The 13666-nt window shown below is 50.4% G+C and carries 16 protein-coding genes; 2 read left to right on the top strand and 14 right to left on the bottom strand.

Features of this window, described 5'->3' with window-relative positions; translation table 11 throughout:
* Positions 1-24: 24 nt before the first annotated feature.
* The 6 genes from WMW72_RS03070 to WMW72_RS03095 all read right to left on the bottom strand — a co-directional run bounded on the left by WMW72_RS03070 (position 25) and on the right by WMW72_RS03095 (position 6960).
* On the bottom strand, positions 25-528 hold the full coding sequence (locus WMW72_RS03070) for a PTS sugar transporter subunit IIA (RefSeq protein WP_341413927.1): 504 nt from the start codon (positions 526-528) through the stop codon (positions 25-27).
* 19 nt (positions 529-547) lie between these two features.
* Complete coding sequence (locus tag WMW72_RS03075) at positions 548-1441, bottom strand: BglG family transcription antiterminator (RefSeq protein ID WP_341413928.1); 894 nt, start codon at positions 1439-1441, stop codon at positions 548-550.
* Positions 1442-1651: 210 nt separating this feature from the next.
* Positions 1652-1921: a hypothetical protein gene (locus tag WMW72_RS03080; RefSeq protein WP_341413929.1), complete on the bottom strand. Its 270-nt coding sequence runs from the start codon at positions 1919-1921 to the stop codon at positions 1652-1654.
* 54 nt (positions 1922-1975) lie between these two features.
* Positions 1976-2710, bottom strand: a complete 735-nt coding sequence (locus WMW72_RS03085; RefSeq protein WP_341413930.1) for a response regulator transcription factor — start codon at positions 2708-2710, stop codon at positions 1976-1978.
* 76 nt (positions 2711-2786) lie between these two features.
* Positions 2787-4988 carry an ATP-binding protein gene (locus tag WMW72_RS03090; RefSeq protein WP_341413931.1) on the bottom strand — a complete coding sequence of 734 codons (2202 nt, stop codon included), beginning with the start codon at positions 4986-4988 and terminating at the stop codon, positions 2787-2789.
* A gap of 43 nt (positions 4989-5031) precedes the next feature.
* Positions 5032-6960 (bottom strand): DUF2334 domain-containing protein, encoded by a 1929-nt coding sequence (locus WMW72_RS03095; RefSeq protein ID WP_341413932.1) that lies wholly within the window; start codon positions 6958-6960, stop codon positions 5032-5034.
* Between the two features lie 221 nt (positions 6961-7181).
* Here WMW72_RS03095 and WMW72_RS03100 point away from each other — a divergent pair, with 221 nt between their 5' ends.
* Positions 7182-7349, top strand: a complete 168-nt coding sequence (locus WMW72_RS03100) for a hypothetical protein (protein WP_341413933.1) — start codon at positions 7182-7184, stop codon at positions 7347-7349.
* 92 nt (positions 7350-7441) lie between these two features.
* Here WMW72_RS03100 and WMW72_RS03105 read toward each other — a convergent pair whose 3' ends face one another.
* A complete protein-coding gene (locus WMW72_RS03105; protein WP_341413934.1) occupies positions 7442-7702 on the bottom strand; it encodes a hypothetical protein in 261 nt (86 codons plus the stop codon).
* Positions 7677-7826, bottom strand: a complete 150-nt coding sequence (locus WMW72_RS03110; RefSeq protein WP_341413935.1) for a hypothetical protein — start codon at positions 7824-7826, stop codon at positions 7677-7679. Before WMW72_RS03110 ends, WMW72_RS03105 begins: the two co-directional genes overlap by 26 nt.
* 155 nt (positions 7827-7981) lie before the next feature.
* Here WMW72_RS03110 and WMW72_RS03115 point away from each other — a divergent pair, with 155 nt between their 5' ends.
* The gene (locus WMW72_RS03115) at positions 7982-8113 is read left to right on the top strand and encodes a hypothetical protein (RefSeq protein ID WP_341413936.1); all 132 of its coding nucleotides are present in this window, start codon (positions 7982-7984) and stop codon (positions 8111-8113) included.
* 145 nt (positions 8114-8258) lie between these two features.
* Here the strand turns inward: WMW72_RS03115 and WMW72_RS03120 are convergent, their stop codons facing one another.
* The 6 genes from WMW72_RS03120 to rfbA all read right to left on the bottom strand — a co-directional run bounded on the left by WMW72_RS03120 (position 8259) and on the right by rfbA (position 13588).
* Positions 8259-9050, bottom strand: a complete 792-nt coding sequence (locus WMW72_RS03120) for a methyltransferase domain-containing protein (protein WP_341413937.1) — start codon at positions 9048-9050, stop codon at positions 8259-8261.
* A gap of 143 nt (positions 9051-9193) precedes the next feature.
* Positions 9194-10213: a copper amine oxidase N-terminal domain-containing protein gene (locus tag WMW72_RS03125; protein ID WP_341413938.1), complete on the bottom strand. Its 1020-nt coding sequence runs from the start codon at positions 10211-10213 to the stop codon at positions 9194-9196.
* Between the two features lie 44 nt (positions 10214-10257).
* Positions 10258-10860 carry a hypothetical protein gene (locus WMW72_RS03130; RefSeq protein ID WP_341413939.1) on the bottom strand — a complete coding sequence of 201 codons (603 nt, stop codon included), beginning with the start codon at positions 10858-10860 and terminating at the stop codon, positions 10258-10260.
* A gap of 3 nt (positions 10861-10863) precedes the next feature.
* Entirely contained in the window at positions 10864-11595 is a 732-nt protein-coding gene (locus WMW72_RS03135) for a hypothetical protein (RefSeq protein WP_341413940.1), read from the bottom strand.
* 25 nt (positions 11596-11620) lie between these two features.
* Entirely contained in the window at positions 11621-12622 is a 1002-nt protein-coding gene (gene rfbB / locus WMW72_RS03140; RefSeq protein ID WP_341413941.1) for a dTDP-glucose 4,6-dehydratase, read from the bottom strand.
* 87 nt (positions 12623-12709) lie between these two features.
* Complete coding sequence (gene rfbA / locus WMW72_RS03145) at positions 12710-13588, bottom strand: glucose-1-phosphate thymidylyltransferase RfbA (protein ID WP_341413942.1); 879 nt, start codon at positions 13586-13588, stop codon at positions 12710-12712.
* Between the last annotated feature and the right edge of the window lie 78 nt (positions 13589-13666).

Below are 13666 nucleotides of genomic sequence, written 5' to 3' on the forward strand. Positions count from 1 at the left end.
ACCCTTTCGCGAGTAACTGTAGTTTTAGGTTTTCAATACGACTTGCAAAGCTCCCGCTTCTCCTGCCCGGACAGCTCCGAATCTGGATTCCAGCGATTCCACGCTTTCTTCTTCGTTCGCTATAACGACCGGCGTAATAACCGGGTAACCGGCTGCCTGGATGGCAGCCATATCGAACTCGATCAGCAGTTGCCCCGCCTTGACTTCATCGCCGGTCTGTACATAGGCCGTGAAGCCTTCTCCCCCCAGCGCTACCGTATTGATCCCGATATGCACGAGCAGCTGCAGACCGGATTCATGCTCTAGAATGACCGCATGACGGGTATTGATCATATGGGCTACCTTGCCATCGAAAGGAGCAATCAGCTTGCCCTCGGACGGTTCGACAGCGACCCCGTCCCCCATGTATTTCTCGGCGAAGGCCTGGTCGGGCACCTGCGACAGGGGTACTGCTGTACCTGTCATAGGCGAGGCGATTTCGAGCCGATTGTCACTTGCTTTATTTTTGGAGAATAATTTGCTGAACATGATGAGTCCCTCCTTGATGTTAGGAACGATGCGGCACATAAGCTTGGAACAATCGGTACAAATGCATAACCAGGTAGCCGATTTCCTCTTCCGGTACTTCCGTGTGCAGACGTTCTGTCATCAATTTCCCTAATTCCGAAGCTATCCGGTATTCTTGTCTGTAGCGTGTTTGCAATTCCTGCATGAATGGGTTACCGACAACTTTATTCTGTGAGATGCGCTCCACGGTGAACCTCAGATGCGTGATAAGCCGGACATAGTCCATGCTGTCCCGGGTAATGGTGTTCCCCAGCTCTCCTTCGATCAGCTCGACGCATTCATTGATCAGATTCGAGAACTTGACCAGCTCTCCCACGGATACATCGTTGACCGCGGAATGCACATGAAAGGCAAGGAAACCGATCTCATCCTCCGGCACCTCGAGATGGAAGGCTTGGCTGATCATCTCTGCCGCCTGCTTCGCAATCTCATATTCCTTGGGGAAGCAGAGCTGCGTTTCCTGCAGGAACGGATTCGTAATATCCATTCCGTTGCGCAGCCGGTACACGGCAAACTGAATGTGACTCGGAAGCGCAAAGTACACCTTGCTGCTGGGCTGCAGGGAGAACGAGTCCGTCACACGCCCGATAATCTGCTCAGAAATCCGAATGACCTCCGGATCGATGCCTTCGAGCAGAGTCTGATACTCGTTCAGCTGATCCCGGTCATCCAGACGAAACCGCTTCTCGATGCGGGGGTCCTTGGCCTCAATCGTCCCGCTGCCTTTGGAAGAGAAGCCGATTCCTTTTCCAAGCAATACGTATTCTTTTCCCGAGTCCGGATCAACAACCATGATCACATTGTTGCTGATGACCCGTTCGATGCGCAGGAGACTTTTTGGCTGCAAGGCATGGTTCACCACCTTTATTCTCATGTGTTCATGCCACCGGATCGGAAGGGACAAAAAAAGAGCCAAAAAAAGAATCTACTCGTCATCTAAGTAGTCTTTTCTTGGCTCATGCCCTTTATCCGGTAACACGCCAATTTCGTGTATTCGGTTACAATGCTGTAGCTACATTTCAAATCATAACCCGATTAAGGCTGTTCGTCAACAGCAATCTTTGGCCAGGATGCTTCCAGCGGTTTACTCCGCTGGAAGCGCCTGCATAGCCGAATCAATCAGGGCATCGAACAGCTCATCGTCTTCCTCCAGGCGGGCTTCCACGGCAAGAATATCCTCTTCGCTGCCAGATTCCTTGGCGAAGCTCAAACTGTAATTCCAGTCGCGCGAGTTTTTGCTCTGCAGCGTGAGCTCGAAATACGTGGGCTTCTCCTTCCATTGGAAGATCACCCGTCCCAAATAACCATCTTCCTTGGAATGGTTCATGACCGATTCAATAATGCGCGCGTCCATGACTACGCCTCCTTCTGTATCTTCAGCGCGCCGCGAGGCGCGCCTGCCTGTTCCCTAGTGCGTATGATCGTAAGCTTCGCTGCGCTGCATGAATTTATACCCTACTCCATGCACATTAATAATATACTTCGGGCAGGACGGGTCCGGCTCGATCTTCTTCCGCAGGTTGCTGACATGCACGATAATCGTACGCGTATCGTTGAAGCTCTCCTGTCCCCAGATCTGGCGGAACAACTGTTCATGGGTGAACGTTCTCCCGGGATTGGACCCCAGGAAATAAAGTAGATCGAACTCCTTGCGGGACAAAGGAACCGGCTGGCCGTCTATCCGTACGACTCGGCTCCAGCCATCGATATGCATAGACCCGAACACGAGCCTGGCGGCTTGCGCTTCTTCAGACTGCACTTCCTTCTCCTTGTTCAAATAAGGTCTGCGGAGATGAGCCCGAACCCGGGCGACCAGCTCGTTCGGCGAGAAGGGCTTGGTCATATAGTCATCGCCGCCTAGGTTGAGCGCGGCAATCTTGTCCGATTCTTCCTTCAGGCAGCTCAAGAAAAGAACCGGCACGGAAGATATCTCCCTCAGTTCCTGGCATACGACGAATCCCGTCTTGCCCGGCAGGAGCACATCCAAGATCGCCAAATCCGGCTTATCTGCCTTCATCAGTTTAAGAGCGTCATCGCCATTATCCGCGCACACGACACGGAACCCGTTCTTCTCCAAATAAAGCCGGGTGACATTCCTGATCTCGGCATCGTCTTCCACAATCATAATTGTTTGGATTGTCATGCTAGCTACCACCGTTCACCGTATCGTTCCAGGCTCCTTGCACTAAGATTAGCATAGGCAAAGAAACAGGCCTGCGTCAAGCTTTTTCTGCCGGAATCGAGAAGCAGACCACCGTCCCCCGGTCAGGTGCCGTTCGCTCGATCCAGATTCGCCCTCCATGCACCTCAACGATCTCCCTGGCGATCGATAAGCCCAGCCCCTTGCCGCCCGTATGCGCATTCCGTGAAGTATTGCTGGTATAGAAGCGGTCGAACACAAAAGGAAGATCATCGGCCGTAATGCCTTGGCCTGTATCGCTGATCCGGCATACGATTCCGTCGCCGTTGTCCGTCATCTCCACCAGAATACGGCCTCCAGCAGGTGTAAATTTGATCGAGTTGTAGATCAAGTTGCCGTACACCTGATGCATCCGCTCCGGGTCGGCCAGCACGGTGGAATATGGCCCCCGCCGGACGGCTTCACCCCGGAGAGCCAGCTCATAGGTCAGACCTGCATTGCGCGCGTCCAGCTCATAACGATGAAATAAGCGTTCCATGAGCCGGTCTGAGGCTATGGGAAGCAGCTTGAACTCCACCTGCCTGGCCTCCAGACGGGAGAGCTGGAACAAATCCTCGATCAGCCGGTCCATGCCCCGCACCTTGCCGTGAATGATTCGCAGATAAGCCTCACGCTGCTGCTCCGTATCGACGATGCCGTCAAGAATCGCCTCGACATGACATTGGATGGTCGTCAGCGGGGTGCCCAAGTCATGCGAGATGTTGCTGATGAGCTGACTCCGGGACTTTTCCAGCCGGACCATATCCTCATTCCTCATCCGCAGTGCTTCGTTAGCCTCCTCCAGGTCTAACGTCCGCTCTCTGACCTTCTCCTGCAGACCTTCATTCAGATCCGTGAGCGCCGCAGACAGCTTCTCCTCGTTCACAAAGGCCCTCGACAGCTTGATCGACAGCAGCACCGACTGGAAGAATACAAAGATAAGCAGAGCGAAGGCAGACATGCGGTCCGTCGTCTGAATGAGCTCATGGGCAAACAGCATATCGTTTACAATAGCCACACCCAGCAGCATGCACGGCACCAACAACACCGCCGCCCCCTCCCGTCTCCGGGCAAAGGCTACCGCGATGATCGACAAAATATACGCTACGCCCAGCAGTACGAGCACCTGCAATACCCACAGCCCTTGGGTGAACAGGCGCGGAGGCAGCGTCACGATCAGCACCGAGTAGGTCAGCACAACGATCGTCAGCACCTTATTGAGAAGACGTGAGCTTTCCTTCGGATACAGACTGGCAACAAAGGCAGCAAAGACCGGAAGCGAGAGCGCAGCCGTCACGTATTCGAGCACCAGCGCCAGCTCCCAGCTAAACTTGGGAAATAACTTGATCAGCAGTATTTCGCCCAGCAGCGACATCCGCAGACCGAACAGCAGGCAGAAGATACCGAACCACAAAGTCGAGGGCTCCTTGGTCCGCGCAGTGAACAGTCCGATGTGATACAGCCCCATAATGAGCAGACTGCCGATCACCAGCGTATCGAAGCCGACCGACAGCTCCTTCTCCCGTGCGACGGCATCGAAAAAACCTAGCTCGATCGGCTGCCGTATACCGCCCTTCTGATGGTCAAAGTTGGACACCTGAAGCACCAGCTCAAGCTCCTCCTGACCCGACGGCGTTCCTGACAACATCGGCATGAACTGAGGCTTTGACAACTGGGCCGTCGTGCCCACAATGCCAGCCACCGCAATCGGCCGACCGTTGATCCACAGCTTGTAAGCCGTATTGATCGTCGGCACTCGTACTGCCAGCTCCCGCTCCTGCTTGGACAGCAGCACGCGCAGCCGGTAGGTCGCGTAACCCTCTCCGCCAATAGCCTGTCCAGCTACGATCTGGCCGTTCCATGGTCCCGGTACCGTCGCATAATCCGGGTCCAGCTTGCCTTGTGCCGCCCAAAACTCCGAAGGCCGCCACAGCTGCTTCCAGTAAAACTCCCACTCTCCGTTCAAATTAACCGTGGGCTCCTGCTTCCACTTCCAGCCGCGCAGATCCAGAACCCCGGCCTGGGCCGTTGGCCCGGCTGAGGTATATAGGAGCTGCTTGCCGCCCAGTACGAGCACCAGCAGCAGCACGGCCAGCAGAAGGAACGGAATCACCCTCATATTGATATGTCGGCTCACCACATAAACTCCTGGCTCCGGATCTAACCGGTTCAGTTGTGCAGATCTATCCTTCGACAAGGGTAACGGACATTCCTGCTGAACGGCAACGCGCAAAAAGAACATCCGCCGCCTCTCCTCCAGACACGGGCGGATGTCCTGCTATGCGTTACTGGCGGATAAAGGACAACGCCGCGTCCAGTTCCCCTGTCTTGGTGTTTTCGAGCACCAGGTCGCTCTTGCCATTACCGTTAAGATCGACCGTAAGCAACTGGAGATCAGCCGCGGCATCTCCCCATGGTCCGAAGCCTGACAGCAGCTTCCATCCGCCCTCGGCTGTCCTCAGATACACGGTACCAATCATCTGGCGCTTATTCCAGCGGATGACATCCTCCAGTCCATCGCCGTTGAAGTCGCCGAAATACAGCCGTCCCGTCTCGTTAGGCACCTCCAGCTCTACCCGCTGCAGCTTCCACTCCTGCTTATCGGCATCCGGGGTAAACTCAATGCCGTCAGATGCGCCTTCCTTGGAGGTAAACAAGGTACCGTTGCCGCCCATCCGCGGCTGCAGATCCGAACGAAGCTCGCTGCGGAATTTGTAAGGCTTCAGAGGCTTCATCTCATCGTTATGAATCAGCCAGCCATACAGCTCCCGACGTTCTTGGGTCAACCCAGCAATCAACGTATCCCCACCGTTCAGAGGCATCGCATAAAGGCTGCTCCAGCTTCGCGCCTCTACATTCCAGCTGCGTTTCAACTCGAAACGATTGCCGCTGGCCGTGAACCGCTGCAGCTTCCCATTCGGGCCAGCCGTCCACAAGCTGCAGGGACCTAGACTATCCGGACCGCTGACAGCGGCTGCCGAGCCCTTCTTGTACTCGGCCCGGCCCCACCGGACCGGAGGTCCAGGCGGCGTATTCCGCTGCAGGCGAAACTTGCCTTGCTCGACATAAAGACCGCCGTCGCTTTCGCTCCAATAGATCGCGTCCTTCTGACCGGACCCGTACGCATCGCCAAGCAGCAGCTTCGCCGGCAGCACACCGGCACCGGCAGCGACATGATGCGCAGGCGTAAAAGGAACATAATCCTGAATTGAGTAGAACGTATATCCCTTGGCCTTCAGTCCGGTTATAAGCCGCTGCAGCACGCTCTTATTCGGACCCGGATACTGGTATACCGGAATTCCGTCACGGTACACCGCTTCTCCGTCTTCATTAATCACCGGATTCAGCTGCTTGAACTCCAGGAAAGGATGATAGAAGAAAGAAGGGATGTGCTGCGATTTGCCAATCCGGTCCAAGATGACCTTCTCATCCTTGTTGTACGGAATATAATCGAACGGCGTCGGCACGTAAGCCGCGCCCAGAGTAGACTCACCGTAGCCAGTATTTCGTTTATTCCAGAATAGCGCATCGGGAGCATTCCTGTGGGACTGGACCTCTGCCTGGTAATTCAAGCCGAAGTAGGAGCGGAACACCGCATCCTGCGCGCTATTGGTATGGTAATGCGGAGCCTCCCAGAATTGGGGTATAAGGCCCGCTTTATTCAAGATGTCCAGGCCTTCCTTCACGCGTTCCTCGGCGAATGCCGGGGTCTGCGTAGCCGGAACATCCGTCACGTCGAATTCATTGCCGATGCCGGATTCATGATGCCCGTCATCTCTGCGGCTGCTGCCAACCTGATGCGTATAGCCATGCATGCCCAGCGTAGCGTTGCCGTCCGCCGCCTCATGAAGCACTTTGCGGAACGCTGCCGTATACGGGTCGTCCGGCTGATCGAGACGAACGTCGTAGGCAGGTCCATCCTTGGGATAATCGATCCAGCGTGGAATCATCCCAATATGGTAAGCTACGCCTTGCGCCTTGAGGTAATCCAGCACAGCCCGCAGCTTCCCGAGCTGCTCTATGGACGCATATTGCCCGCCCGGACCGATATCCTCCAGACGGATCATGACGAAGGGACTCAGCCGTCCCTCGCCCTGCACATCCGCCAGATGATAGCCCGCGACTAGCGAACCAAGCACCACCAGCGATAAAGCCAGGCGCAGCCACTTCATCTTGAATGCCTTGATCTTCTTAAGCTTGCCGGATATTTTCATGGATAACAGGTCCCTTCCTCGCTGTAGACATCCATGAAGCACCGGGCGCTGCTTTCTTACCCTGGCGGCACTGGCTATATCTAGAAGCGCTTACAAAAATAGTTTTATAACCTATGAAAATTGATGAAAATATGCCAACTACCGACATAAACCGAGAACACCTGTCGAATCTATTATATGATAAGTTTATAGACTTTGTAATACGTCAGGAGGAGAAAAGTTTGGAAAATCATCTTCAAGCCATTACAGCCGAACTGCTCGCTCTTCACCACAAATATTCAAGCATCGGCGACAGCTTCGAAGAGCTGGACAAATGGCTAAGCAAGATCGAAGACCGCATGTGCGACCTAGAAACCAAGGCAGCCGTTCTGCCCGCAACTGGCAAATAAAAACAAGAAAATCCAAATACGGGAGATGCGTCGCGACGGCGTATCTCCCGTTTGCGCATTCACCCTCAACCTCTAGTAGATAGGATGGGAGATCACTCTTCATCATAGATAGAGGTGAACAAAGGCGGAAGCTTCATTTGCTGCGCTGCCTTGGTTAAATAGGCATCGTTGACAAGCAGCTTGTGCAAGCTAGTTGTGTCCAAGCGGTTAGGAAGCCGTTCATGATGAGCAGATGAATGTATCCTTCCAATAGCGCCCAAGGTTTGTAGATCCCGCCGGTAAATGGCTGCATCCCGGCGAATGCCGGACAATACACAGGAGACCGCTTCAATCGGAAAGTCCGATATCCTCATGGTTTCGAATCCACTTCTCATCGCCCACGACTCCTGTCAGATACTCATCATCCTCGAAGCCATCCAGCTTAGTCATGGTCCCCAATTGATAGTGCCCGATCATACTCAGATAAGGTTCTACCATCGTACAGGCATCCACATGTCGATTTAATAGATGATCCAGACTTTTTTTGGAATCCTGACTAATTATATGCGGCTGTATGCGTGTCTCATGAATCAGTGCTTTAAATAACCGACGCCATTACTGCCAAAGGTAGCACCGTAGAAACCCAGCTTCGCATGCTTCTCAAGCAGGAAGGCTTGGGCGTATCCAACGACAAGAACGGCGTTCAGCTTCTTGTGCGTTCTCCTTCGGATAGCTTCACGGCTTCCGGCAACATGAGATTGATGCTGGTTATATTCGGGACGTGAAAAAGGAAAATCTTGCGCTGGCCCCATTCTTCGATCTATCGATGCTTGCGAGCTTCTGAAGGAGAAGTAATCCCGCCCGTCAGCGGATGCACAAAACGGGAGATACGCTTGGATCTGCGTATCTCCCGTTCTGTATGGTGGTCGCTTATACCGGCTTAACCGCATGTACCCGAATTCTCCGGTAATCCGCCTCCCAGTATTCTCCGTTAAACAAGCTGGGGCGCAGCTCGCGAATACAGCTATCCACCACCTGCTCCTTCTCCTGCGTGCTCAATCCCTTGAGAAATGTGCCTGCGAAGGCCTGCAGCCAGTGACGCATGCCGTTGTCTCCATCACTAAGACGCGTTGGGCGGTCAAACAGCTCGGCAAAGCCGACCCGAAACCCTTGCTGCTCCAGTATGGATGCATACTCACCAATCGTAGGAAAATACCACGGGTACCGGGACTTCCAGTCCAATCCCAGGTTCTCCATCTCACGGCATATCGCTTGGACAATTCTCCCTACATTGCCCGCTCCGCCAAACTCGGCCACAAACCGCCCCCCTGGCCTCAGCGCCAGCCACACCGACTCCACTACCAACTCTGGCCGCTTCATCCAGTGCAAGGCAGCATTCGAGAATACTGCATCGTACGGCTGCTCCCCAGCCTCTAGACGGAATACTTCTCCATCGGCTTGGCGGAACTGCAAGGATGGATACTTCACCTTCGCCTGATCGATCATGTCCTGCGAATAGTCGATTCCGGTGCATTCCGCTCCTGTTCGGCTGATTTCCTCGGCCAGGTCTCCGGTGCCGCAGCCCAGATCCAAGATTCTCTCGCCCGGTTGCGGGTTCAGTAAAGCTACGACACCTCTCCCCAGTTGAGAGACGAAGCTGATTTGCTCATCATAGTGTTGGGCGTTCCATTGTTGAGACGGTGATGGTGGTTGGTTGGACATCTATGTCACTCCTTTCCCTTGTTGAGTTCATTATGGGGGAAAGGAGGGTTATTGGGGAAATATATAGAAGTGATAGAGGTTATAGGTATAATGAATAAAATCACTGGCCCCGGTGGGTCAGTGCTGGATTTATAAAAGTTGGGTTAACGACCAAGTAGCTTTTTCTGTTCTTCTTTTTTTTCTTCATATTTTGAGCTTAATTCAGTCACTTTAGCTGTTTGGTAATTGTTTGCCGTCAATTCTTGAGAAAGAGAATCCATCCACCCATAGAACCTGCTATCGTATTCAGCTAACTTAGTTTTAGCAGCAGCTTTAATCTCATCTTGCTGGGCTGGGTTACCTAAGAATTTAATTAAAGCTTCTGTGAAATAAGCGTTAGCTTCAGATTCAAGACCGCGAATTTTATCTAAATACGGATTTACAATATCCGTTTCAGACTTCGTCGTCGATGAGCCTCCCCCTCCAACAGAGCCACCTCCTCCAGCGCCCCCGATTGTCGCAGGAGTGTCTTTCTTCTTCTCTTCAGCCGCTTTTTTCTCTGCAGCAGCCTTTTCCGCAGCGGCCTTCTCAGCGGCCTCTTTGTCTGCCTTCAGCTTAGCCGGAGAAACAGCTGTGATCGTATAGCTCTTATCGTTCCACTCGATTTTATTGCCTACGGACTCCGAGAAGAAGCGCAGTGGTACATACAGCTTGTTATTCACAAATAAACCTGGAAGATCTTCGCCAATCTCCTTTTCTTTCCCGTCGAAGATATACTTCACTTTTTCTTGGTAAACCTCGATATTGGATGAAGTTAATTGAGAAGCGTTAAATTCATCACGCAGCTTGCCGCCACGAACCTTCGTATTGAGGTTGTGATCTGCGATTTCAAGCTTATCCTTCTCCTTCGGATCTTGCACAGAAACCGTGTATGTATCCCCCTCCCATTGAACAGCCTTGTTCAAGGAGTAAGAGATAAAGCGCAACGGCACATAGGTACTACCCTCATAGATAAAAGCCTGCTGGTCTTGAGGCGGAGCCACCTGCTCCCCGTCAAATACAAATTGAAGTGGAACATAGTACACATCAACATTCTTGGGAGTTTGCGCTCCGAAAGCTGTAGTTGTCAGGCTGGAAACAAACAGAGCACTAGCCAACAAAGCCATTTTAAACTTTTTCATCATCGAATCTCCTTTTCTGATCATCAGTCATTCTGGATTAAGAACAATCACTTAGAAACTGCCTTGCGTACGGCATCAATCTCCGCTTGCGTGAACTTGGAGTACGCAATCTTCTTCAGCTCCGCCTTTTTCTCCGGAGTCAGGTCACCGCTCGCCATCTGCCTGATGTTATTGATTTCAGATGCGGTGAAACGGCCCATGACGAACTTGACGGCTTGCTGTCTGTCGGTGAATTGAAGGTCAGGGTTGCCTGGAGACTTATCTCCATTGCTTGAGGGAGTAGCAGGCCCAACATTAGTTGAGTTGGTTGATTGTTCATTGCTCTCAGCATCCTTCTGCTCTTGGGCATTGCCCGTGGCTGACGGACCGACAGGGGTAGAGCCAGGTTTTTCGGTTCCTGAAGGAGTGGCTGCTGAGGATTGCCCCCCGTCCTTGACCCCAGTAGAACTAGTCGGATTCTGGCCGGAAGCCAGCAGCTTGTCCAATTCCCCCGACAACTCCGTATTCTTGTCCAGCTCCTTGGACAGCTCGACCGCGATCTTATCAGCCGCCAGATTCAAAGCATAATCGTAAGCCCAGTAACCGCCGCCTCCAAGCACCGCTGCTATGACTGCCAGAGAGATTAGGGTCTTCCGTTTCAGTAGGGTCACCCCCTAAGGATTTTTCACAATATGCTGCTCTTTCAACGAATCCTTGTAGTCTTTCCCTTGACTAAGCCCATACTTGGCTGCTATGGCAATAAGTTCATTATACTCGTCTTCTGAAAGCTTGTTTAGAATAATCTTCTTGGCTTCCTTTTTCTCTTCCACGGATAAGCCATTGCCCATCATCTTGGTGAAAAGCTGAATTTCGCTGGCGCTAAGTTTTGAGACTAGCATGGTCATGATTTTAGCTTTTTCACGCAAAGTAACACTCTCCTGGACTTTCTCGGCCTTGTCTTTGGAGATGGTGGCTGAGTAGTTGGAGGAGGTGGGTGCTTTGGGCGAGTCTTTTGGTTGTTCTTTTAATGGTTCTTCCGTAGGTTTGTTCTTTTCCTCTGTTTTATTTTCGCTTGCTTTAAAAGTTTCGCCCGGTTCACTTTTCAAAGTTTCTTCTTGTGCTTCTAATTTTCTTGTAGCATCAGGAACGATATTTAAAGGTGTATTCTGATTTTTTTCTTGGCTTCGATCCGCGCTGTTCTTTTCACTTTCTAATTCTACATCTGTAGCGTCTTTTCTTTCGTCTTCATTATTTCGGGAGGAAGGCGAACTGTTGATGATATGTGTCGCCTCTTCTCCTCCGGCGATGCTCTTCGTTATGAAAGAAAAAGAAAAATTAACAACTGCAATAAACAAAATACCAGTGAGTGCAGCAACTGATAGAAGAAGGATAAGTTTTTTCCGCATCTCATCACCTTATGGAAATAGATTGCTATTGCTTATTTAACTGTGCTGCAATTACAAGCCTAGTCCACCACTCTTGGTTCTCCACATACCATTGAATCGTTTGAGCGATTCCAGTCTCAAAGCTATAGGCAGGTTGCCAGCCTAGATTAATTAACTTGCTAGGATCTATGGCGTAGCGCTTATCATGCCCCAAGCGATCTGTTACAAATTCAATTAAATCTTCTGATCTTCCTAGTATGCGAATAATTGTTTTCACAACTTCCAAGTTGGTACGTTCATTATGACCGCCTACATTGTATACTTCTCCGTTATCCCCCTGATGCAAAACCAAGTCAATTGCTGCACAGTGATCCTGCACATGCAACCAATCACGAATATTTTTACCATTTCCATATACTGGGATGGTCCAATTAGATAGAACACGCGATATGGTTAAGGGGATTAATTTTTCAGGAAAATGATACGGGCCGTAGTTATTGGAACATCTAGTAATATTCATAGGCAATCCATAGGTCTCATGGTAGGCTCGGACTAACAAATCTGAAGAAGCTTTACTTGCACTATAAGGACTATTAGGCTGTATTGGAGTGTTCTCCGTAAAGAAAATGTGGGGATCAAAATCAAGCTCCCCGTACACTTCATCTGTAGATACATGAACAAACTTCGCTACTCCATAGCGTCTAGCAGCGTCGAGTAGTACTTGGGTACCCATCACATTGGTCCGTATAAAAACTTCCGGATCAGTAATAGAACGATCAACATGGCTTTCCGCAGCAAAATGAGCAATATAATCAAATCTATTAGTTTTGAATATTTCCATAATAGTACTACGGTCAGCAATATCAGCCTGAATAAAATGATAGTTACTTTCATGCTCAATATGTCGGTGCTTGGATAAATCCCCGGCATAGGTTAGCAAGTCCAAATTAAAAACTTCATAGTCAGGATACTTATTTAATATATAGTGAATAAAGTTACCACCGATAAAGCCGGCTCCTCCTGTAACTAATAGTTTTTTGTTAGTCAACGAACTCACCTCTTGGATACTTAAATGAACTCGAACCTATATCATATGACAGATTGTTCTGACCAAACAAAGCCCACATTCCATCAGTCAGTATTTCACTTCCCCGTTTGCCACTTTCATCAAGTATTGACCATATCCTGTCTTCCCTAGCATTTCGGCACAATTCAGTAGCTGCTCTCTGTTAATCCAATGATTAATATAAGCTATCTCTTCTGGAGCCGCGATCTTAATTCCTTGATGTTCTTCAATTGTGCGCACAAAATTGGTAGCGTCCACCAAACTCTGATGAGTTCCTGTATCCAACCAAGTAAAGCCCCGACCCAGCAGTTCAACATTTAGCTCTCCAAGCTTCAAATAAGCTTCATTGATTGCTGTAATCTCAAGCTCCCCTCGTGCAGAAGGTTTAATGTTCTTGGCCATCTTTACCACACGATTATCATAGAAGTAAAGTCCGGTAATAGCGTAATTCGACTTTGGATGTTCGGGTTTTTCTTCAACACTTAAAACCTTTCCATTTTTATCAAACTCTACGACCCCAAATCGCTGAGGATCATGAACATGGTATCCAAAGACAGTTGCCCCGCTCTTTAATTTTGCAGCATTTTGAAGCTTACCTCGCATACCATTTCCATAATATATATTGTCCCCTAAAATCATACACACTGAATCATTTCCTATAAATTCCTCACCTAAAATAAAAGCTTGAGCCAGTCCATCCGGACTGGGTTGAACTTTATACTGTAAAGATATTCCAAACTGAGACCCATTACCTAACAAACTTTCAAACCTTGATGTGTCCTCTGGTGTGGAGATAATTAGGATTTCGCGTATGCCTGCGAGCATTAGAGTTGATAAAGGATAGTAAATCATAGGTTTATCGTAAACGGGAAGCAATTGTTTGCTTGTTACCATGGTGAGTGGGTAAAGGCGAGTTCCGCTGCCACCTGCTAGGATGATGCCCTTCATTGGAACCTCCTCTACTTTTAAATATTGTAGTTTATAGAATATGAGCCCCATGCTAATCTGTCAGGTAAGATCAGAATG

The sequence above is a fragment of the Paenibacillus filicis genome (assembly GCF_038070315.1).
Taxonomy (GTDB): domain Bacteria; phylum Bacillota; class Bacilli; order Paenibacillales; family NBRC-103111; genus Paenibacillus_G; species Paenibacillus_G filicis.